This is a genomic window from Acinetobacter sp. BIGb0102 (genome assembly GCF_003815055.1).
Classification (GTDB): domain Bacteria; phylum Pseudomonadota; class Gammaproteobacteria; order Pseudomonadales; family Moraxellaceae; genus Acinetobacter; species Acinetobacter vivianii.
Genome location: NZ_RKQE01000012.1, coordinates 85,915 through 109,541 on the forward strand (window position 1 = coordinate 85,915; position 23,627 = coordinate 109,541).

Annotated in this window: 17 protein-coding genes; 12 read left to right on the plus strand and 5 right to left on the minus strand. The window is 42.3% G+C overall.

What is annotated here, in order from left to right:
- The first annotated feature begins 8 nt into the window (after positions 1 to 8).
- The 12 genes from EC846_RS09325 to EC846_RS09380 all read left to right on the plus strand — a co-directional run bounded on the left by EC846_RS09325 (position 9) and on the right by EC846_RS09380 (position 14,453).
- A complete protein-coding gene (locus EC846_RS09325; protein ID WP_123774993.1) occupies positions 9 to 1,175 on the plus strand; it encodes an acyl-CoA dehydrogenase family protein in 1,167 nt (388 codons plus the stop codon).
- A gap of 41 nt (positions 1,176 to 1,216) precedes the next feature.
- Positions 1,217 to 1,744 (plus strand): nuclear transport factor 2 family protein, encoded by a 528-nt coding sequence (locus EC846_RS09330; RefSeq protein ID WP_123774994.1) that lies wholly within the window; start codon positions 1,217 to 1,219, stop codon positions 1,742 to 1,744.
- A gap of 31 nt (positions 1,745 to 1,775) precedes the next feature.
- Entirely contained in the window at positions 1,776 to 3,053 is a 1,278-nt protein-coding gene (locus EC846_RS09335) for an aromatic ring-hydroxylating oxygenase subunit alpha (protein WP_123774995.1), read from the plus strand.
- 10 nt (positions 3,054 to 3,063) lie between these two features.
- Positions 3,064 to 3,549, plus strand: a complete 486-nt coding sequence (locus EC846_RS09340) for an aromatic-ring-hydroxylating dioxygenase subunit beta (protein WP_005256510.1) — start codon at positions 3,064 to 3,066, stop codon at positions 3,547 to 3,549.
- Between the two features lie 9 nt (positions 3,550 to 3,558).
- Positions 3,559 to 4,296, plus strand: coding sequence for an SDR family NAD(P)-dependent oxidoreductase (locus EC846_RS09345; protein ID WP_004771101.1), 738 nt, complete (start codon positions 3,559 to 3,561; stop codon positions 4,294 to 4,296).
- 34 nt (positions 4,297 to 4,330) lie between these two features.
- Positions 4,331 to 5,284, plus strand: coding sequence for a PDR/VanB family oxidoreductase (locus EC846_RS09350; RefSeq protein WP_062846715.1), 954 nt, complete (start codon positions 4,331 to 4,333; stop codon positions 5,282 to 5,284).
- A 66-nt stretch (positions 5,285 to 5,350) separates the two neighbouring features.
- Complete coding sequence (locus EC846_RS09355; RefSeq protein ID WP_171067002.1) at positions 5,351 to 6,310, plus strand: p-hydroxyphenylacetate 3-hydroxylase reductase component; 960 nt, start codon at positions 5,351 to 5,353, stop codon at positions 6,308 to 6,310.
- A gap of 143 nt (positions 6,311 to 6,453) precedes the next feature.
- Positions 6,454 to 7,368 carry a transcriptional regulator FeaR gene (gene feaR, locus EC846_RS09360; protein ID WP_123774996.1) on the plus strand — a complete coding sequence of 305 codons (915 nt, stop codon included), beginning with the start codon at positions 6,454 to 6,456 and terminating at the stop codon, positions 7,366 to 7,368.
- A gap of 203 nt (positions 7,369 to 7,571) precedes the next feature.
- The gene (gene tynA / locus EC846_RS09365) at positions 7,572 to 9,887 is read left to right on the plus strand and encodes a primary-amine oxidase (protein ID WP_171410013.1); all 2,316 of its coding nucleotides are present in this window, start codon (positions 7,572 to 7,574) and stop codon (positions 9,885 to 9,887) included.
- Between the two features lie 143 nt (positions 9,888 to 10,030).
- Positions 10,031 to 11,248: a hypothetical protein gene (locus tag EC846_RS09370; RefSeq protein ID WP_123775219.1), complete on the plus strand. Its 1,218-nt coding sequence runs from the start codon at positions 10,031 to 10,033 to the stop codon at positions 11,246 to 11,248.
- Positions 11,249 to 11,314: 66 nt separating this feature from the next.
- A complete protein-coding gene (locus EC846_RS09375) occupies positions 11,315 to 12,922 on the plus strand; it encodes a GMC family oxidoreductase (RefSeq protein WP_123774997.1) in 1,608 nt (535 codons plus the stop codon).
- A gap of 43 nt (positions 12,923 to 12,965) precedes the next feature.
- Complete coding sequence (locus EC846_RS09380) at positions 12,966 to 14,453, plus strand: NAD-dependent phenylacetaldehyde dehydrogenase (RefSeq protein WP_123774998.1); 1,488 nt, start codon at positions 12,966 to 12,968, stop codon at positions 14,451 to 14,453.
- Between the two features lie 70 nt (positions 14,454 to 14,523).
- Here EC846_RS09380 and EC846_RS09385 read toward each other — a convergent pair whose 3' ends face one another.
- The 5 genes from EC846_RS09385 to pcaF form a co-directional block, all read right to left on the minus strand.
- A complete protein-coding gene (locus EC846_RS09385) occupies positions 14,524 to 16,989 on the minus strand; it encodes a penicillin acylase family protein (RefSeq protein WP_123774999.1) in 2,466 nt (821 codons plus the stop codon).
- A gap of 264 nt (positions 16,990 to 17,253) precedes the next feature.
- On the minus strand, positions 17,254 to 19,404 hold the full coding sequence (locus tag EC846_RS09390) for a TonB-dependent receptor (protein ID WP_228200675.1): 2,151 nt from the start codon (positions 19,402 to 19,404) through the stop codon (positions 17,254 to 17,256).
- Between the two features lie 276 nt (positions 19,405 to 19,680).
- On the minus strand, positions 19,681 to 21,090 hold the full coding sequence (locus tag EC846_RS09395; protein ID WP_123775001.1) for an MFS transporter: 1,410 nt from the start codon (positions 21,088 to 21,090) through the stop codon (positions 19,681 to 19,683).
- A gap of 157 nt (positions 21,091 to 21,247) precedes the next feature.
- Positions 21,248 to 22,030, minus strand: a complete 783-nt coding sequence (gene pcaD, locus EC846_RS09400; RefSeq protein WP_123775002.1) for a 3-oxoadipate enol-lactonase — start codon at positions 22,028 to 22,030, stop codon at positions 21,248 to 21,250.
- A gap of 15 nt (positions 22,031 to 22,045) precedes the next feature.
- Complete coding sequence (pcaF, locus tag EC846_RS09405; protein WP_123775003.1) at positions 22,046 to 23,254, minus strand: 3-oxoadipyl-CoA thiolase; 1,209 nt, start codon at positions 23,252 to 23,254, stop codon at positions 22,046 to 22,048.
- Positions 23,255 to 23,627: the final 373 nt, after the last annotated feature.

Consider the following 23,627-nt stretch of genomic DNA (forward strand, 5'->3'; position numbering starts at 1 on the left):
ATTAGGGAATGAATCATTTAGCGACAAAGGAATTTGTAATGGATAGCAATACAACGCAATTAGATGCCTTATGTCAGGAAATTCGTGAACGTGCCTGCACAGGGGAGTTCGATAATCAGGCCTATGTCAGTCAGGACATCATCGACAAACTAAAACAGATTGGCGTTTACCGTGCTTTGGTTCCAAAACGTTTTGGCGGCAATGAATGGTCTCCAAAACAGTTTTGTGAATTGATCGAACAATTGTCTAAGGCCGATGGCTCAGTTGGCTGGGTCGCAAGTTTTGGTATGAGTCCTGCCTATTTGGGCAGTTTGCCAGAAGCAACGCTTGAGCAGTTGTATAAAGATAGCCCTGATATTGTGTTTGCAGGTGGCATTTTCCCTCCACAACCCGCTGAAATTACCGATGCAGGTGTAGTGGTGAGTGGGCGCTGGAAGTTTTCCAGTGGCTGTATGGGCGCGGATATTGTCGGTGTTGGCATTTCTCCACAAAAGGACAACGAAGCCCAAGGTCTACCGCGTATGGCGGTAATGCCAGCCAATAAAGCTCAAATCGATATGACGTGGGACACGGTCGGTCTGAAAGGTACAGGCAGCCATGATTTGGTGGTGAAAGATGTGCTGGTGGCGAAGGAGTGGACTTTTGTCCGTGGTGAACCTTCAAAACTCCCTGAGCCATTTTTTAAATATCCATCTTTATCTTTAGCCACTCAGGTCTTAACCGTGGTGGGGATCGGCGTTGCTGCTGCAGCGATCGAAGAATTTCAAAAACTGGCACCCGGTAAATCCTCGATTACTGGCGGGGCTGAAATTGCCAATCGTCCAGTGACTCAATATGAATTTGCCCAAGCTGAAGCTGAGTTTAAGGCTGCACGTGTCTGGTTCTACGACACCATGCAAATCGTCTGGAATGAAGTGCTGGCAGGACGCACCCCAAGCGTAGAACAGATCAGTGATATGCGTTTGTCCTGTACCCATGTGGCCCGTGTTTGTGCCCGTGTAACGCGCAAAATCCAGATGCTGGCAGGGATGACAGCCATTTATACCCATAACCCATTTAGCCGCTTTGTCAACGACACCAATGTGGTGACGCAGCATGCCTTTATGGGCGATGCCACTTTGCAAAATGCAGGTTTGGTCAGCTTCGGTATGAAACCAGCACCCGGTTATTTATAAGCCTGATTGGATTAAAGATTGGAATGGCAAGGATGAATGACATGAATGCGCAAGTGGATTTAACGGCGGTATTACAGCGTCTACAACAGCTTGAAGCCCAAAATGCGATCCGTAACTGCATTAACCGTTATATGGAAATTTGTGATGCCTTGAATGCTGATACCAACCTGAATGAATTGATGGATTTATTTGATCAGGACAGCATTTGGGAAGGCATAGGCGAAAAATATGCTCAGTCTTTTGGTCGTTACGCTTCATGGCAAGCCATTTATGACATGTTCAAAAGCTATACCCAAAAGCAGTCGCATTTTGTCATGAATGCGCATTTTGTTAGCTCAGAGCAAATTTATATCGAAGCAGATCAGGCCAATGCCAGCTGGTTGATGTTGCAAACCTCAACCTTCCGTGATGGTCGTAGCCATTTAAATGCCGCCAAACTCACCGTGCAATTTAAACAGCAAAGCGATGGTCGCTGGAAGATCAAACATTTTCAGACTGAAAATATTTTTAGTCGCCCTGTATCTCACTGGGACAGTACAGCCACATTGCCAGTACCGTCTCAGCAATAAACTGATGGATAGATCGAAAAGGATAGTTGATATGAACAGTATTATTCCAATGCATAACATTGAAATGGATTACAACGAGTTAGTTCAAAGTGATCGTGCCCACACATCTTTATATAAAGATGAACGCATCTTTGAAGAAGAGATGGAAAAGATTTATTACAGCACTTGGGTGTGGGTGGCACATGCCAGCGAGATTCCTGATGCAGGCAGTTATAAGACCATCAATATTGGCAAGCAACCTGTTGTAGTGGTGCGTGATCGTAAGAAAAAAGTGCATGTTCTGCTGAACCGTTGTCGTCATCGTGCCGCAACCGTGTGCGAACATAAAAAAGGTAAAACCAACAGTTTTGTTTGTCCATATCATGGCTGGAGCTATGCACTGGATGGTTCATTACGCGGCGTGCCTTCACCTGAAAGCTATGGCGAATGTCTGGATAAATCTGAATTTCCATTAATCAGCCTGCGTGTTGAAGAATACAACGGCATGATTTTCGCGACCTTTAAACAGGATATTGAACCTTTAGAAGATTTCCTCGGCGCTGCGAAAAAGTGGATCGACTTATTCATGAAACAAGGTGCAGGTTATCCGGTCAAAGTGTTAGGTGAACATCGTTTCCGTTTTCCGGGGAACTGGAAAATCCAGCTGGAAAATACCACCGATGCTTACCACTTCCCATTGGTACACAAGTCATTCTTAAGTTCAGTCGATGAAAAAACCGAAGAACTGTTTAACTTTGAAAATCAGCCGGGCTATGTCGAAGACTTAGGCAATGGTCACAGTGTGATGGTGATGATTCCTGAACTGGTTGATCTGGATGAAGAATTGATGGAACGTCCGATTCAGGAACGTTTTGAAGACCTTGCTCAAGCCTTGCGTGATGAAGGACATGAAGAACTGGAAGTACGCCGTATTGTACGTGCGGTGGGTGGTTCTGGATTTAACCTGAACATTTTCCCGAATATTGCCTGCTCAATGGCGTTCTTCCGTGTCATGCAACCGATTTCGGTGAATGAAACTGAAATTCATCATTCCGTCATTACCATGGATGGTGGTCCACAAATTGCCAACCAGTATCGTTTACGTCTGCACGAACATTTCCAAGGGCCGTTTGGCTTCGGTACACCAGATGATTCAGAAGCATGGGAGCGTGTACAACATGGTGCTAATGCAGGTAATGATTTATGGATCATGTTGAATCGCGGTCTGCCAGGTGAAGTCAAAACTGAAGATGGCTTAAAAAGCGATGTGAGTGCTGAAACAGGGATGCGTGCTGCTTATCAGCAGTGGAAAAAGTTGATGACGGCTTAAGGAGAGTGCCATGAAAACCGATTTAAATTTACTCAATGAAGTGACTGCATTTGTCTGGGCGGAAGCGGATATGCTGGATCATTCTGAGCATGATAGCTGGCTCGATCTCTGGAATGAAAAAGGCGTGTACATCATCCCGATCGATCCGAAACTGACGGATTATGAAAATAATCTGAACTATGCGTATGACGATCATCACATGCGTAAATTACGCGTTGCCCGTCTGGAAAATGGTGAGGCGATTTCAGCTTCGCCAAAAGCCAATACGGTACGTAGTGTGTCACGCGTTCGTATTCTCAAAGATGAAGATGGTGAAATTGTCTTACGTTGCGCACAAAACTTGCGTGAGTTCCGCAAAGAAAATCTTAAACATTATACCGCTGACGTGACTTTCCATTTGGTTCGTGATGCAGAACAAGGGTTTAAGATCAACCGCAAAATTATCAATTTAGTTAACTCGACCGATACCTTGGCGGGTATCAGTTACATTCTCTAGGAGCAAAAAATGAAACAGGTTGTTTTAGTCACAGGTGCCGCTTCTGGTTTAGGGAATGTCATTGCCGAATATTTTGCAGCGCAAGGACATCAGGTGATCCTGTCTGCCAGTACTTTAGAGAAAGCAGAGCAAGCCAAAGCACGTAGCCCGCATGCAGAGAATCTATTTCCCCTGAAACTGGATATTTCCGTTGAGGCTGATTTTCATGCAGCCGTGCAGTGGATTCAGCAGACATTCTCAAAACTAGATGTGTTAATCAACAATGCCACCATGACCAAAGCAACGCCTGTTTTAGAAATTAGCGCGGCGGATTTTGACATGATCACGCAAGTGAATCAGCGTGGTACGTTCCAGTCTTGCCAGATCATTGGCAAATATATGGCAGCGCAAGGTTATGGTCGTATCGTCAATATGGCATCTCTAGCCGGACAAAATGGCGGTACTGCCACTGGTGCGCATTATGCAGCAACCAAAGGTGCCATTATTACCCTGACCAAAATCTTTGCCAAAGAGTTTGCAGCCCAAGGCGTTACGGTGAATGCGATTGCGCCTGGGCCAATGGAATCACCGATTGTGCACAGCGTCGTGTCTGACGAAAAAATGGCGCAATTTATTCAAAATATTCCCGTCAAGGCATTAGGCAGCATGGAATTTATTGCCGAGACCTGTGCGCTATTGGCAAGTCCAAGTGCAGCTTTTGTGACAGGGGCAACATGGGATATTAACGGTGGATTATTTATGCGTTAAGCCTCAGGCGAGATGCATATTAGGGAGAGAAATCATGACGATACTGTATAACGTGGTGGTAAAAAACCGTCATGTCGAAGGTGGGAATGTTGCAGTCATGGAGTTTGAATCTGCAAATTCGACCGTATTACCCAAAATTGAAGCGGGTGCGCATATTGATGTGCACCTCCCGAATGGCATGGTGCGTCAGTACTCATTATGTCAAAACCCGAATGATGTCGGTAAGTTTAGACTCGGGATTTTACGCGATCCTGAATCACGCGGCGGTTCAGTGTCGGCCTTTGATGATTTAAAGGATGGCATGCAGATTCAGGTCAGTGAACCGAAAAACCTGTTTCCTTTAGTGAAATCTAAACATGCTGTGCTGGTGGGTGGCGGTATCGGGATTACCCCACTGATTACGATGGCTTATCAGTTGGCACAGGAAGGCACTTCTTTTGAGCTGCATTACTGTGGCGCAAGCCCAGAGCGCTGTGCTTTTGTCGATGAAATTAAACATGGCATTTTGGCGCCTTTCACCACCTTTCATTTTAAATCTGAAGGGGCGAGTCACCGTGAGTTTTTCCAATCCGCCATTCAAGATATTGATAAAGACAGCCATATCTATACCTGTGGCCCGAATGGATTTATGGATTGGGTGATCAATTTAGCCCTGACACAGAACTTCCCTGAACAGCAAATCCATAAGGAATATTTTCAGGTTGAAGTAGAAACAGGTGGTGATGCATTTGAAGTCGTGGCACAGCAAAGTGGCAAGATCATTATGGTCAATGCAGAAGAAACCATTTTGCAGGCGTTGGCGCGTGAAGGCATTGAGATTGAAATGTCATGTGAACAAGGCGTTTGCGGTACCTGTATGTGCGATGTGATCGAAGGTGAACCTGATCATCGCGACGTGTATTTTACCGATGAAGAAAAAGCCAGTAACGAGCAGATATTGGTGTGCTGTTCACGTTCTAAGTCAGCACGGTTGGTACTGGATATTTAAGCGATTTAATCAAGATAAATTGGTATCAAATATCGGCCAGAAACAGGATAAAAGATTCAGGAGAGAATAATGAATTCACTAAAATCAATGGATGAAATAACAATAGATCCAATGCGATTCAGACGTGCTTTGGGAAATTTTGCGACAGGTGTCACTATCATGACTGCGCAAAATGAACAAGGTGAAAAGGTAGGCGTGACTGCCAATAGTTTTAACTCAGTGTCTTTAGATCCACCGCTAATTTTATGGAGTATTGATAAAAACTCATCTAGTTTCCCGGTATTTGAACAGGCTTCACATTTTGCCGTGAATATTCTATCGGGCTCGCAGATCGAGTTATCCAATAAATTTTCACGTCGTAATATCGATAAATACGAAGGCACCAGTTATCAGACTGGGGCGGGTCAGGCACCCATTCTGGATCACTGTTCTGCGGTGTTTGAATGTGAGCGTCATGACATTATTGAAGGTGGTGATCACTGGATTATTATTGGCAAAGTGGTACGTTTCCGTGATGAAGGACGTAGTCCGCTGGTTTATCATCAAGGTGCTTACTCTGGTGTGATTCCTCATCCCTTACTTCAGTTAAAAGAGACGGTTGAAGCTGAAGACATTGGTGAAATGCATCAAGGCCATTTATATAGCAATGTTTGCTATCTGATGAGCCGTGCGTTCAAGTTTTATCAGACCGATTATATTCCCAAGCAACTGGTAACTGGTTTCCGTACTAGTGAAGCGCGTTTATTATTGGTGCTGGGTAGTGGGACTGCGTCGAATAAGGCAGATTTGCCACGTGATATTGCCATGCCGATGCGAGAAGTGGAGCAGGCTGCATCGATTTTGCAAAAAGATGGTTTGTTGATTGAGAGCGACGGATTTTTTAAACTGACCGAAAAAGGCAAAAAAACTGCACACTATCTATTTGATATTGCAGATAGCCATCAAAATGAGGTGTTTGAAAAATATTCAGATGAGCAAAAAGATATTTTTATTACCATGTTAAGAGACTTTGCTGGTGTAGCATAAGCAGGATGAGGCTGATAAGTTGAAACGATTTATCAGCTTTCTTATATCAACTCTCTAAGCAATCAATAAAAAGAATGTGCAAGGACGTATATTTGACAGAAAAATTTAACGTGTGAATACCGTAGCAACAAGGACGTGAGCGGATGAACCAATATGTAAGTGATGCACTGTTAAGCTGGACGCATCATATTAAAAATGTATGCGGCAATTTTGAAACGGATTTTGATGGTACCCGTAATTTATTCATTGGTGAGGTGCAGTGTTTTTTATTGGGTGATACCGAGATTGCTTTTATCAAAAATAACGCCAATAAAATTGTCCGAAAAGCGGATGAGGTCGATCGGGTTAATAATCGGTTTTGTTTTTTGATTTTGCAATATTCAGGCAAAATGCTGCTGAATTATAAAAATGAAACCTTAACCTTGAATGAGGGTGATATCGTTTTACTTGATCCTGTTGAAACCATTTCGATGTTTCCACAAGGTTTGGTCAGTCAAATTTCGGTGCATCTGTCGCGGGAAAAGTTACTGAAAGAGCATATTAGTTCGGAGTATTTTGGCAAACTCATTACCCAAAATATGAGCGGTTTTTTACTCAAGAATATTCTGAAAAATATGTCGCCTGAAAATATTAAGCTTTGGTATGCGACTGAAGATGGCAATGCATTTGAAGATGCACTGATTGCCCTAATCAAGCCGACCATTAATTATAAAAATATGAATCATGCCGATAATCTTTTAGAAAAAGCCGAGCGCTATATTATTGAGAATTTAGCCAAACCAGATCTTTCTCCCAAGCTAATTGCCGCACATATTGGTGTATCGCTACGGCATCTTTATCGATTATTTGTCCAAGAAAACCTATCGATTAACAAATATATACAGCTCAAACGTTTGGAAAGAGTCAAAACAGATCTGCTGGATAAAAGAAATAAACAAAGTTCGATTACCCAGCTTGCCTTGAAATGGGGCTTTTGGGATGGCGCTCATTTCTCAAAAATCTTTAAAAAAACCTATGGCATCTCTCCGAAAGAGTTCAGGGAAACGATGTTGGCTTAAGCATTTTTGATGTCATTTTTAGACAAGTTCGAGGTCATTCCTGAACAAGCTAGACTGATGCAACTGTGTTGAAATTAAATCAATAAGGAAAGGTTAGAACGACCAAAGAAAACCAAAATCTTAGGTTGATCTTACCTGTTTCACACATTGGAAAGTGCATTTTAACGGTCCATAAAAGATCGTTCAGGGATAGACAGAAAAGGATGAAGATGATGCTTAAACAACAATTATTCAAAGATATACAAAAAATCTTAGCGCTTAACCTATCCATTGCTGCGAGCTGTTGGGGCTTGACTACGCAGGCTTATGCGCATGGTGGACACGCCGAAATGGTACCGCTTTATCAAAACATGAGTGAGCAGGGCGCCAAAGTCGTCAAAGATGATTTTACCAATAGTTACACCATCACCAAAGGTTCCATGCAGGTCAGAGCCAAACCTAATTCAGATCAGGTTTTGGTCAATGGAAAACCCTTAAAGCTGAGCGTACCGTTATTAATTAAAGATGGCAAACCCGTTATTGGTAAAGACTTTTTCAATGAAGTGTTCCAATCTGGTTTAGATCAGACTTTTAAAGTTGAAAATACCTTTCATCCTCTCAATAGCCTAAATACAGATGAAATCAAAAAGACTTTTGAGGTGATTAATCGCTCAAAATATGCCTATAAAAATATGCGTTTTGCCGAGTTAAAGCTTAAAGAACCTGAAAAAGCCAAAGTTTGGGATTTCTTTATCAATCATAAAGAATATAAAGATGATCGCATGGCCTCTTTTATTTTATTAAAAGGCAACCAAGCGATTGAAGGTGAAGTAAATCTGAATACACAGCAAGTCACGAAATGGAATGTCCTTAAAGATACACACGGTATGGTGTTACTGGATAACTTCGAGACCGTACAACGTGTGATTGAAGCAAGCAAAGAATATCAGGATGCTTTACGGAAACGTGGCATCACAGATGTCAAGAAAGTGATTACCAATCCATTAACAGTCGGCTATTTTGGCGGTAAAGATGGTTTGGATAAACAGCTTAACGTTTTAAAAGTTGTATCTTATCTCGATACGGGAGATGGTAATTATTGGGCGCATCCGATTGAAAATCTGGTCGCTGTGGTGGATCTGGATAAAGAAAAAATTATTAAAATCGAAGAAGGGGCGATGATTCCTGTTCCAATGGTAGACCGTCCTTATGCCACCAAAAATACCAAACCACCTAAAATTAAGCCGCTCAATATTAGTGAACCTGAAGGTAAAAACTTTACCATTACAGGACAAACCATACATTGGGGGAACTGGTGTTTCCATGTCGCACTAGACTCTCGTGTTGGCCTGCAACTTTCAACCGTGACATACAAAGATAAAGGCGTAAAACGCAAGGTCATGTATGAAGGTAATCTGGGCGGGATGGTGGTTCCATATGGTGATCCAGATATGGGCTGGTACTTTAAATCTTATCTGGACTCAGGTGAGTATGGGATGGGAACACTCACATCAGCCATTCAACTGGGGACTGACGCACCAGAAAATGCAGTTTTACTGGATGCGGTCATAGCAGACTATAAAGGCCAGCCACAAGTGATTCCAAATGCAATCGCCATTTTTGAGCGCTATGCAGGGCCTGAATACAAACACCAGGAAATTTTTGGTGATCAAGACGCAAGTGAAGCACGCCGTGAACTTGTCGTGCGCTGGATTAGCACAGTGGGTAATTACGATTACATGTTTGACTGGGTATTTGCCCAAAATGGTGTAATTGGCATTAATGCAGGTGCAACGGGTATTGAAGCGGTTAAAGGTGTTAAATCACGCACCATGCATGACAGTACCGCCAAAGAAGACACTAAATATGGCACTCTGATTGACCATAATATTGTGGGTACAACCCATCAACACATCTATAACTTCCGCTTGGATATGGATGTAGATGGGGAAAACAACAGCTTTATGCATATGGATCCTGTGGTGAAGGCCAATGACAGAGGTGGCGTGCGTACAAGCACGATGCAAATTGACAGTAAAGTGATTAGCAATGAGCAAAATGCGGCTGAAAAATTTGATCCTTCTACCATTCGTTTACTGACGAATTTCAACAAGGAAAATAAATTAGGTAATCCTGTTTCTTACCAATTGATTCCATTTGCAGGTGGAACACACCCTGTGGCGAAAGGAGCCAATTTTTCCAAAGATGAATGGTTATTTAAACGTTTGAACTTTATGGATAAGCAAATTTGGGTGACGCAGTACAAGCCAGATGAACGCTATCCTGAAGGGAAATATTCCAACCGTTCGACTCATGACACAGGCTTAGGTCAATTCATTAGCAACAATGACAATATTGAAAACAAAGACCTCGTGGTCTGGATGACCACAGGAACCACCCATGTGGCGCGTGCTGAAGAATGGCCGATCATGCCAACAGAGTGGGTTTATACCTTGATCAAACCGTGGAATTTCTTTGATAGTACCCCGACGTTGAATTTGGGTGAAGAAGAGCAAAATACGCAGCACGACCATCACTAAAAGTGCAGATGAGCCAGAAAGGGTAACGTGAGCTTACCCTAAGCTGAGCGTCCAGCAGTCCGCTGACAAAAAAGGAATTTTGTATGAAAACGCTACTTTCTCAAGTTATGAGAGGGACTCTCTTTGTCTCATTTTTTTCAACTGTGCATGCAAGTGAGCTAGAAATTAAACCGACTTTTGAAGCAACTTTCGGGGCTTTTAGTAGCGGTAAAAGCTATAACGGCGAAAACCTAGAGGATGAAAGAGTCAATTGGCAAGAAGGCCACCTTAAATATGGTGCGAAAGGACAATATACATTTAACAACAACCAGCTCTATGCAGGTTTGAGTGGTATTAGCTCGGCAACATTTGGTGATGGTGACGCAGGCCAAAATAGTAATGGCAAAGAACGTAAAGCAGATGTGAATGAATGGATCATTGGTTTTAAAGACGGCACTAATAAAGATGAGTTAACGACCTATGATTTAAGTATCGGTCGACAAAATATCATGATTGGTGACGGATTCTTTATCGCAGGTGATGCGTTAAACCTCGGTAAACCACCTGCGGATGGCGCACTCGATCGTGGCGGCGCCTATTATCTGGCGGCACGTCGAAGCTTTGATTTTACAAGTTTGCTTCAATATAAACTGCAAGAGAATACGACGCTAAAGCTGGCTTATTTAAAGTCGGACAATAAAGCACAATTTTCCCCAGAACTCTTTGTAACTGATCTGATGTATCAGCTTAAAGATAAAGGTGTTGGGTTTACTTATTTAGATGTATTAGATCTTGAAGATGCTGAACAGGTTTCGGGGCGCGAAGACCTTAAAAACTATGCTTTACGTTTGAATTATCAACCTTTACCAGAGCTGCAAGTTAAAACTGAGTTTGTTTTACAAGATAAAAAAGATGGCCAAGAAAATGCAGGCTACTTGGCGCTGAACTATAACTTTTTATCTTCAAAATATACACCCTCATTAGGCTACCGTTTTAGTCATTTTTCAGACCAATACGACCCGATGTTTTATGGAAATACGGTCGGCTTTGGTACATGGTTTCAAGGTGAAGTTGCTGGAAACTATGCTGGTCCATTCAATAAAAATGCAGATATTCATCAAGTCTCTTACAGCATGAATCTAAAAGAAAACTTTATGTTGGGTGCTTTGGCCTATAAGTTCAAAACAGTAAATAAGTCTTTTACCAATGTGGATGGACATGAGCTGGATGTGTTTTCGGTTTGGTCGGTTAATAAAAAATTCAACGTTATTCCTTTAGTCGGGCTCTATAAACCGAAGCACGATATCCATAGTGGTGGTACTCAAAACTACGATGACAAAACCAATGTCTATGCGCAGTTGATTCTGCAATACATCTATTAAATCAGAGCGAAGGAGACCGTGTTTATTGGCGGTGCATTCATAGAAATAAAGTGAGGGTGAAATCAGATGGATACACAATATGACTATATCGTGATTGGTGCTGGCTCGGCAGGCTGTGTGGTTGCAGCACGGCTATTAGAAGCCAAGGCTGGGCGTGTTCTTGTTCTAGAGGCAGGAAGCCGAGATAGCAGTATGTTTCATACTATACCTGCGACGGTGGTTAAAGTATTCCAGCAGAAATCATGGCAATACATGACCGTTCCGCAGAAATATTGTAATCATCGTGAAATGATCCTTGCACAAGGAAAAGTGTTGGGAGGCGGAAGCTCAGTCAACGGAATGATCTATTGCCGAGGCCAGCGTCAGGATTATGATTTATGGGCCTCTGAATGGGGATGCAATCAATGGTCCTATCAGGATGTACTGCCTTTTTTTAAGAAAGCAGAAAAAAATGAAAGTCTTGCTGATGAATATCATGGACAAGATGGCATTTTACCTGTCAGTGAAAACCGCTATCGCCATCCTTTAACGCTTGCTTGTATTAAAGCAGGTCAGCAAATGGGCATGAATTACGTCAATGATATGAATGGCTGGGATCAGGCAGGGGTAGGGTTTTATCAAACCACCACTCAAAATGGTTCACGGGCGAGTACTTCAAAAACCTATTTAAAGTCAGTCGAAAACCACCCAGACCTTACAGTGATTACGGATGCCTTAGTCCATAAAATTGAAACTCAAGGTGATCAGGTTACTGGGGTGACTTATAGTGTTGGCGGAAAATCACCGATTACGGTACAGGCTCAAAAAGAAGTCATTCTAAGTGCTGGTGCAATTGGCAGTCCGAAGGTTTTATTACTTTCGGGAATTGGTCCAAAACAGCATTTAGATGAACTCGGTATTGAATGTATACGTGACTTACCTGTAGGTGAAAATTTTCACGACCATTTGCATATGTCAGTCAATGCAACGGTAACAACCAATAATAGTCTGCTCGGTGAAGACCAAGGTTTAACTGCGGTACGACACTTTTTACAGTGGTGTTTTACACGTTCAGGATTGTTAACCACCAATATTCTAGAAGGTGGTGGTTTTATTGACACCAATAACAATGGTCGACCTGATGTCCAATTTCATTTTTTACCTGTGCTGGATAATTTCGATAATACCCCAGGTGAAAAATCAGTGGCTCAAGCACATGGCCTTACCATTAAGGTCGGACATGTACAGCCAAAAGCACGTGGGACTTTACGTTTAAGTAGTAAAGATCCCAAAGATTTACCTGTTATTGACCCTAATTATTTAGGTCATCAAGAAGATATTGACGCAAATATCCGTGCGGTACAGGCTGGACTTCGCCTATTACAACAGCCCGCATTAAAAGCAATTGTCAAAGAAGTGATTGAGCCTGCAAATGTCGATCCTGATGATATTGAAGCGATTGATCAATGGATGCGCCAGAACATTAAAACGGTCTATCACCCCGCAGGTAGCTGCAAAATGGGCAATGCTCCGCAAGATTCTGTCACAGATCAGACTCTTAAAGTTCATGGTTTTAAAAATTTACGTGTGGTGGATTGTTCTATTTGCCCCCAGGTTCCAAGCGGTAATACCAACGCAATTGCCATCATGATTGGAGAACGCGGTGCAGACTTTATTTTGAATCAGGTCGCGTAGTTGCTGTCATATCAATATTTAGAAATGAAAAGAGGAAAAGAAAATGAGTGAAGTTCAGATTTTAGCAAGCGTACAGCAATTTATGACACGTCAGCATGGACATTTTATTGATGGAAAATTAGTTGCTGCCGAGCTTTTAGATAAAGTGGATATTGTAAATCCATCGACTGAACAAGTGGTTGCTCAAATTAGCATAGGTAGTCAACAAGATGTCGAAAATGCGGTGAAAAGTGCGGAACATGCTTTTCAAAATGTTTGGGCTGAAACGACGCCGTATGAGCGTGGCGTTAAACTGAACAAGTTAGCCGATTTAATTGAGCAATATGGTGAAGAACTTGCACAGCTCGAGTCGTTATCTACTGGAAAACTTATCAATATTTCAAGACATCTTGAAGTCGCACAATCTGTTATTTTCTTAAGATATTTTGCAGGGTGGGCAACTAAAATTAATGGTCAAACCATGCAGCCCTCTATTCCTTCTATGCAAGGTGAAAAATATACGGCCTTTACTTTAAGACAACCGATTGGTGTGGTTGCAGGAATTGTGCCTTGGAATTTTTCACTGATGATTGGTGTTTGGAAAATCGGTTCAGCTTTAACAACGGGCTGTACCATTGTGCTTAAACCAAGTGAGTTTGCCAGCTTATCTTTATTACGTTTAGCTGAACTTGCCATTGAGGCAGGTATTCCAGCGGGTGTAATTAATGTAGTAACAGGTAAGGGCGATACAGGGCAATATTTAATTGAATCGCCGCTGGTTAAGAAAGTCTCATTTACAGGTTCAGTTCCAACTGGCATTGCCATTGGTAAACTCGCAATGAGCAGTGATTTAACCCGTGTAAGTCTAGAGTTAGGCGGTAAAAATGCCATTGCTGTTCTGGCAGATGCAAATATTGATGAGATATTACCGACTTTGCTGCAAGCAACTTTTGTACATCAAGGTCAAGTTTGCGCATCGCCAGAGCGGTTTTTTGTACACCACACAAAATACGATGAACTAGTCGAAAAACTCTCTAAAGCACTTTCGCAGTTTAAAGTTGGATCGGCTATGGATGAGGGAAGTATGTTTGGTCCACTCTCTAATCAGCCACATTTTCATAAAGTAAAACACTATTTAGATATGGCAAAAGCCAATAATCAGATTATTGCTGGTGGTGAGGCTTTAGATCAGACAGGGTATTTTGTACAGCCGACTTTAATTTCCTTTAAAAATACCGATGACCCTTTATTTTCAGAAGAAACTTTTGGTCCAGTGGTTGGGGTAATGCCATTTGAAACTGATGAAGAACTCGTTCAACTGATGAATCAGTCACGCTTTGGTTTAACCGCAAGTATCTGGACAAATGATTTATCTAAAGCTTTACGTTTAATTCCTAAAATTGAAGCAGGAACCTTATGGGTCAATATGCATACGTTCTTAGATCCATCTGTTCCATTTGGTGGTGTGAAAGCTTCAGGAATTGGCAGAGAGTTTTCTGATGCATTTATTGAAGATTACACCGAATTAAAATCGGTGATGATTCGCTATTAAGTCAATAAAGAGGTTTGTCATTTTAGAAATAACAAACCTCAGTCCTTAAAATTAAAATTGGACTAAAACGTTAGTAGTTTAAAGTGATGCTTTGTTGAGTTGCTTGGTCGATTTCCTTTTGACTCACTGCATCATCTTTACATTTATAACTTTCAAATAAAGGCAGCTGATCTGCAAAATGGGTATCAGTTTTTCCATTTTGATTGATAAAGCCACTTTGTCCTGGGGCTAAAATCGAACACATGGTGACCTGATTTGGATTTAACACCACTCTAAACGTAGCACTTCCCGTATTTCCATAAGTACTGAGCTGTTGTTCATGTGATGGATCAGCCCATGGAATACCGACTGAATTTTTGCTGGAAAAGCCCATGGTTGCCACTGGAATTTTCCAGTCATTCGGATCAGTAGAGTGATGCTGTTTTGAAAGTTCAGTCAGCGCATTTTCTAAAGCTTTTAAGACAACCTCATCTGCTGTTTGTCCTTTTAAGAAATCAACATTCTGAGCAACGCTTGCCTGTTTTCCTTGCAATGCATTCCAGATTAATTTTGAGGCGCTGGCTGGCTGGGCACTACGCGGATCATTATTGACTGGATAAAGCGTATCGGTATAACGCTGATAAATACTTTCTGATAAGTTAGGTTTTAACACCAAGACAATCATCTGATTCAGCCATGCACGCATAATCGCTGGCGCTGCACCCTGATAATATTTCCCTTCACGATCTGGGCGTAATTTTAGATCCCATTCTGCCAATAGCGGTGCGACTTTTTTAGCCTGTGTTGAGGCTTTGTCACTTTGTGCGGCTTTGATCATAGAGGGGATAAAATAGCGCGCATTTAGATCCGACCAAGCACCTATTTTATTGATATCCCAAATCTCTTGCTGGCTTAACTTTGGTTTGCTTTCCAAAGGTTCGATCAGTTCATTGACACGATCAACATAAGAGAAATTCGATGAGTCAGAACGTAAACCTGCATATGCTTTATTATTCCAACTACTGATATAACCTTTTTCAGGATTATATTGTTTAGGATTATGCGAGAAATCGTAAAAACCCTGCCATTCCATTGAACCATCGCCAAGTGCAGGAAGTTGAATATGCTGGTTTTCAGGGCGAATCGGTAAACGTCCCAACGCAGCGACCCCGATATTATTCTTGGTATCGGCATAGAACCAAGTAATAGAGGCTGCGACACGTTTGGCTTGGGCAAGAAACTCATTCCAGTTGGTGGCCTTGGCTGCATTGGCCCAGCCTAATAAGGTTTCAATTTCTACACCTTCCCAGCTACGTTTTTGAGCATAGGCGGTGTGATTTTTTTCATCCCATGTGCTGACAAAGCCTTGTTTGCTCTTATAAACATCTAAAATATGGTCGGCCTGATTCTTCACTTTTATTTTTACTTGCTTGTACTCAAATGGAATATAAGCGCCTTTGTATAAATATTCTTTTGAATTATTTGGATTTAGAGTGAGTTGGTAAACATCGTTAGTATCGAGTGAGCCTACCGTAGAACCCCATGCGATTTTGCCATTGGTGCCAAATAAAATTGCAGGTAAACCGACAGGGGTAATACCTGTTAGGTCATAGCCAGCGCCGTGTAGTCCAATTGCATAGGTAATCGCAGGGGTATACCAGCCTTGTTGAGGGCCATTATATAAAACAGTCTGACCCTCAATGGTCTTATCTCCCTTTACTACCCAAGCATTGCTGGCTGTTGGAACACCATCAATCACGCTTTTACCCAGCGCAATACGTGCTTGTGCCAAATATTTTTCTGCTGCCTGATTGGAGATAGGCAAAACCTTTTTCGGGATAGTTTGCTGTCGTGCTGAAAATTGTGGGGCTTGTTCAGACTGAATAATTGTTGGTGCTTTTGGATCATCTAGCCAGCGTAATTGTTGATAGACTTTAAGCCCCTCAGCTTGACCTTTTTCTTTTTGTAGTTGGGTGAGCAAGTCTAAGTTGGAAACTTCTGAACTTGCTGAAAAGAAGCGATTGAGAATGAGACCGACCCAAACCATTGCTATGTCTTCTGTTTCCCAGCTTGAGGGTTTAAAGCCATAATCAACAAATTCTTTTGGCATGAGTGCTGGATTGGCTAAAACTTCTTTGACGCGTTTATTGAAACCTGCCGCATAACCCTCAAAAATTGCACGATCTTCAGGAGAGAGTCGCGCAATTTGTTGTCTGATATTTTCAGGGTTAAAGCGACTATGGGTCGCAATATCATATTGCACATAATCGGGACCCAATACTTCAGCGACCGTGCCTAAACCTGTACGTTTTGATATTTCCATCTGAAATAAACGATCAGTTGCGATGGCATAGCCATAACCGTAAAAAAGCCCATAACTATCTTTTGCATAGACATGGGGCGTACCAAAACTATCTCTTTTAATGGTGATCTGTTTTGAGAGAGGGGGAGTTTCTACACTTGAAGATGAATTACATCCTACCAGCAAAGTACAAGCTAACGCTAAAACACCATTTTTAAGCAAAGTAGGGTTATAGTGGGGGCTATGATTGATCAATTTTAAGTATCCTTATTGTCGTTATCGTTTCAAAGACATGACTTGAAAATCTTCTGTTGAAGGGAGTGAAATACACTGCTGAACATACCTTGTTCATTGAATAAAATTATGATGATTTATCTATGTAATTTTCCATTACCTTATGGGTATATCTTTATACTTTAATAAGCGTTGTATGACATTTAATGAATAGGCTTGAATATTTATATGTAATTTAAAATAAAAAAGTCTTGTAGAGACAAGACTTTAAAATGCTAAGTCGTTTTAAAAATTAAAAGTACTCGATAGTAATAAAGTTCTTGGTGTACTGATCGTCATATAGCTGCTTGGATTGGCTTCCCAATAAGCCTGATTGAAGACATTATTCAAGTTGGCTTGAAGAGTAACAGGAATACGACCAAACTGGGTCGAATAGCGTGCACCCACATCAAAACGTGTCCAGTCTGGAACAGACTGGGTATTATCCGCACTCACATAAGCTTTGGCACTATGAATCATGCGCCCTGTTAAAGTCAGCTGAGGCAGAAAAGACGTATCCCATTCCAGTCCTAAATTGGCAAGGAATTGTGGCGCTGCGATGGCATGGTTATCGTCATGCTCCCCATTTTGTGTCCGACTTAATTTTCCATCCATAAAGGTAACGCCACCCAGAAAATGCAGCGAAGGGGTGATATTCCCAAAACTATTTAACTCGATCCCCCGATTTTGCTGTTCACCTGCCAGACTAAAAATATTGGTTTCTGGATCAATAATACCAGTTGGCATACGGATCTGAAAAAGCGCAAGCGTGCCACCAAAAGTGCCAAGATCAAATTTAGTTCCAATCTCATATTGTTTGGATTTATATGGAGCAAAGACCTGTTTAGCGTTTGCAGCATCGGCTGGTGGTTTTGCACCTGCTGTGAGTGCTTCAATATAGTTGGCGTACAAAGAAAATTGCTCTAAGGGCTTATATACCAAAGCAAATGAAGGAGTCGTTGCACTTTCATGATAAGGGTTGGTTTTCTCACCATTTTCTGAAAAATTACTGCTTTCAACTTGCTGGTGGCGCAGACCAACTGTGAACTGCAACTGCTCTTGCGCGGAGGACAAAGTGTCTGCCAAAACAACACTTTTTAAAATAGTTTCATTACTTTTTCTTTCTGGTGTTATAGAAATGGGTTCACCCAGACTTTCTGGATAAGACGGATGATATATATTGGTGAGGTAATCTCCGTATTGGGTTTGCCCAAACCAGCCTTTTTGGCGCAAGGTATTGGCTGCTAAAACCAGTTGATGCTGAACAGGTCCTGTTGCTAATTTAGCACGGGTGCCTACCTCGGCAGAGAGAGACGTATTGTGACCATGCTGTAAAATTGAAGTTGAACGTGCATCACCCGCATGGTTTAAAATGGTTAAGCCTGGGGCTTCTTGTTTGTCATATTCAAAATGATTATGACCAATCGTACCGTAAACCATGACATCATTGGGAAGCTGATATTCGGTACGAGTCAAAAACGTTAAGCTATCCGCATTAGAATAATCAGATAAAGCAGATAGATTGGTTTGTGGATCGGGTGCTTTGGGAATACGAATGCCCGCAATTGGCGTCAGGCCGCGTACCGCTCGGCTCATCATATCTTTTTGATAAATGATATCTGCAGAAAGATTGAAGCGATCAGCCTGATAATCAATGGCTAAAGAATGTGAACTGTTTCTAGCGTTTTGATGATCAATGCTTGTGTTGCCATCACGGTAAGCGCTGTTTAGTCTTAGTCCTAACTCTTGATTTTCACCAAAACGCTGTCCGAGATCAGTATGTACGCCAAAACGTTGATCTGACGTATATTCAGTTGTAATTTGGCTAAGCGGTTGTTTATCGGCCCGCTTTGTGACGACGTTGACATTTCCACCAATGCTACCAGAAGGCGACATGCCATATAAAAAAGCACTAGCACCACGAATCAGATCAATACGTTCAACTGGGTCGACGCCAACCCGATAAGCTGGGACGAGGCCAAATAATCCATTTAAGGCCATATCATCATTTTCAATCCGGAAGCCTCGAATGGTGAGCGCATCATAACGATTAGTACTGCCTGTCGTTGTACGCACCGATGCATCCGCTGTGGTTAATGTTTCAGCAACACTCAGTGCTTGCTGATGACGAATGGTATCTGAGCTATAACTTACCTGACTATAAGGGGTTTCCATGTAGTCTTTATTGCCCAAAATTCCAACTTGTCCATGACGAGCGATTTGCCCGCCTGCGTACAGTAGTGATGCAGAAGAATCCGCAAATACTTTAATGGTTGGCAGAATTGATGTGGCAGTCTCTGAAATTGCCTGATCGGTTTGAGCGCTATGTTCCTTAGCCTGTGCTGATGTGGTTGCATGACACAACATGATGGCCATGGTCAGCTTGGAGATATTCATTATTTTTCTGCTACTGGCTTTGGAGGAGGATAACAACATGATCGATTCCTGTTAAATCTAGATTTATGTCCTGTTAGCATCGATCAAATAAACACGTATGGTCTGGTGCTAGTTAAACTCAAGCAGAATAATATGTGACAGGAATTAAACGTTAATGATAATTATTTATCGTTTGCATGGAAGCTAGAGCTAGCATAGGTTTCTGCAAAAAAGTACAACTAAAAATGTCCTGTTTAGTATGTTTTTCTGGTTCGAATTGTTATTTTGGCCAGAACATTAACACATCAATTTTTTAGCTAACCGATCTGGATTCAGCAATACGATATTGAAAATCCCCACCACAACCAGATACAAGCCAATAGAGCTAAATCCCTGATTCATGCCTATCGTTAAATTTTCTAACATCTGTGGACTGAGTGGAACGCCTTTGCCTGGGTTGATATAACCTGCATGATCCATTAAATATCCAATCATGGTTGGGGAAATGATTCCGCCTATAGAAGCGGTTGCTACGAGTGTTGCCATGACTGCGGCACGTTGCTGTGGGCAAACACTATAACTGACGGTCATGGTCGCCAGTGGAAAACACATGGAAAATCCTGCTGCAACCGTGATCAGGATCAGATTGAGACTTCCCGTTGAAAAGGGGAGCAAATAAAAGGCAGCACCCGAACATAGAAGTAGTAAGCCAAAAACAACACCAAAAGCAATATGAACACTTTGTCCTTTTTGTAGAAGTACTTTTGAAATATAGCCAGCAAGTGCCAAGGTGAGGGCGCCTAAAATCCACGGAAAGCTGGAAATAAAGGCAATCATTTCAGGCGAGAATTGATGAGTGGATGCAATATATTTAACTGCCCAAGTGGTTAAAAATCCTAAAGACCAGAAGCAGCCCAAGCCAGCGAGGAAGGCCGCAATAAACATTTGAGAAAAAAAGACTTTGAAAATCGGGACGGGTTTTAATTGATCCACAAAATCTATGATGCTTTGGCGACTGGTCTCAGCTTCTTTGCTTTCTGTCATAGAGGAAGCCGCTGAATTTTGGGCTTGATGAAAATGACTATAAGGGCCTTCTTTACAGATACAACGCCATAAAAGACTCCAGATGATGCCGATAATACCCAGAAAGCCAAAGGCCCAACGCCAGCCCCAATCTGGATGCGCAATGATATAGGCCAAAATAGGTGCCGCAATAATTGGCCCAAGCATGGTTCCTGAAGCGACAAGGCTACTTGGAAAACCACGGGCACTAGGTTCAAACCAACCTTGTACATGGGTTAATGAAATGGATGAAGCAGGGCCTTCTGCTGCACCGAGTACAATTCGTGTGATCAATAAGGTTGTTAAACCACCACCGAATAGCATAGGGAACTGTAACAATGCCCAACTGAAGCCCATGATTAGAAGTAACCAGCGGGTTTGAACTTTTTCTGCAATAAAGCCAACGGCGATACCCGAGATTGCGAATAAAAAGAAAAAGGCACTGCCAATAAAACCAAACTGGGTCGCCGTGAGCCCTAATTCAGCCATGACGGGTTCGGCAACAAGCCCTAAAACAGCTTTATCTGCAAAATTAATCATCTGAAATAGCACTAAAAGTGCCGTAATTAGCCAAGCTCGTTTCAGATTTGAAGAGAAAAATGAAGATGCTGAAACTGTATGATGTTGTGAGTTGTTGTTATGCATTGCATGATCCTTATGCAGCGACCAAGGCACATCGGTCAAAAAATAATGGCTTACTATTGATTTAAATAAATATATTTCTATGGCAAAGCTTATTCAGATAGAGCGTGATTTTAGTGCTACGATCTTGCGCTGCTTATGAAGCAGCGCTTTGTTTTAATTAAGTTGTAGTAATAAAGTCGAACACTGCCTGATTGAATGCATCGACCTGTTCAATATTCGAAATATGCGAGGCATTGATTTCTACTAACTGGGCATCTGGAATCTGCTGTTGCATAAATTGCCCATCTGCAACCGTAGTGACAGGGTCTTGTGTTCCAGCAATAATTAAAACAGGAATAGGGATCGCTTTGAGTTGATCACGAACATCCGCCTTAGCCAAAGCCTCACAACAATTGGCATAACCCATTGCGCTGCCAGCACTTAAGTCGTTACACAAGTTATTGACAATCGCCGTTTGGCTTTGGATAAAGGGATCTGTAAACCATCGAGATGCGGCAGTCGCTGCGATGGGTTGTAAGCCTTGTTCTCTAACTAATTTTGCACGATCCAGCCATGCTTGTTCCTGACCAATTTTTGCCGCAGTATTGGCAATGATCACATGACTAAATCGATGTGGATAATGAATCGCAAGCCATTGGCCTGTTATTCCTCCCATGGAAATACCACAGAAATGAGCTTTTTCGATCTTTAAATGATCCAGTAAATGAATGACATCTTCACCCAGTTGTTGCAGGGTATAAGGACCTTGTGGTGTTGAAGATGCACCATGACCACGTGTGTCATAACAAATCACATAAAAGTGTTCTTTAAAATAATTGAACTGCTGTTGCCACATCCCGTAGTTGGTCCCCAAAGAATTGGAAAATACCAATGCAGGGGAGTTGGGATCTCCAAAAGTTTGATAATTGATTTGTGCATCGGCGGACTGAAAAACTGACATTACTCTTCCTTTATTTTAATCAACACGTTGAATAATCAATGCAATGCCTTGACCGACACCGATACATATCGAACATAAGGCATATTGTCCCTTGATCTGTTCAAGCTGGTTTAAAGCTGTGGTCACCAGACGCGCACCTGAAGCACCCAATGGATGACCTAGGGCAATTGCACCACCATTTGGATTGATGCGGGCATCGTCATCTGCCAAACCTAAATCACGGGTGACCGCCAAAGCTTGTGCGGCAAAAGCCTCGTTTAACTCAATCACATCCATCTGCGCTAAAGAGAGATTGGCTTGTTTAAGTAGTTTCTTGATCGCAGGTGCAGGTGCAAAACCCATAATGCGAGGTTCAACACCCACTGTGGTGGCTGCAATGATTTTGGCACGAGGTTTGAGTTGATACTTTTCCACCGCTTCATCCGAAGCAATCAACACCGCAGCAGCACCATCATTAATTCCAGAGGCATTACCTGCGGTTACAGTGCCTTCGGCTTTCACCACACCTTTGAGTTTGGTTAAAGCTTCTAAAGTTGTTGATGCACGTGGATGCTCATCAGTATCTACCACAATGACATCACCCTTACGCTGTGGAATGGTCACAGGGATGATTTCACGGGTAAAGAAGCCTTTAGCTTGTGCGGTTGCAGTACGTTGCTGGCTGTTTAAAGCAAACTGATCTTGATCAGCACGGTTAATATTGAACTGTTCCGCCACGTTTTCCGCAGTTTGCGGCATGGTGTCCACGCCATACATTTCTTTGAGCTTTGGATTGATAAAACGCCATCCCATGGTGGTGTCTTCAATCTTTTGGCTGCGACCAAAGGCACTGTCAGATTTGCCCATTACATAAGGCGCACGGCTCATGCTTTCCACACCACCCGCAATAATCAGGTCAGCTTCATTGGCTTTAATGGCACGGGCAGCCATGGCAATGGCATCCAGTGATGAACCACATAAACGGTTAACGGTGGTTGCAGGCACTTGATAAGGTAAGCCTGCCAATAATGCTGACATACGTCCAACATTACGGTTATCTTCACCTGCCTGATTGGCACAGCCATAGATCACATCATCCACTTGTTGCCAATCGACACTTGGGTTGCGTTGCATCAAGGCTTGAAGTGGAATAGCTCCCAAGTCATCTGCACGGACTGGTGCAAGACCACCGGCATAACGACCGAATGGAGTACGGATGGCATCGATGATATAAGCATTTTTCATATTCTTACATTTCCATTTCTAAATCTGTTGTGATCACTGCCACAAATTACGGGTTTAGTCTTTCTTCCTTTGCGTAGGCAATGCCTCACTTTTGCCCTGTCAAAAGTAACAAAGGGTTTTGTCACTTTTGACAGGGCAAAAGTGACAAAACCCTTTGTTACTCAGACACAACTTCCTTGTTGTGCTGAGTAACGGGCGACATCCCTGTCGCCAATCACGATAGTAAATTAGGTGAAAAGTCTAAATCTTCGTAAGCCGAAGCTACATTTAAACCTTACTATTCAATGTTTCGCGATGGCGGCATGGATGCCGCCCGTTGGACTGTCTTGCGCTGCTTTCAAAGCATTGCTTTGAAATTGCTCAGGATGTACCA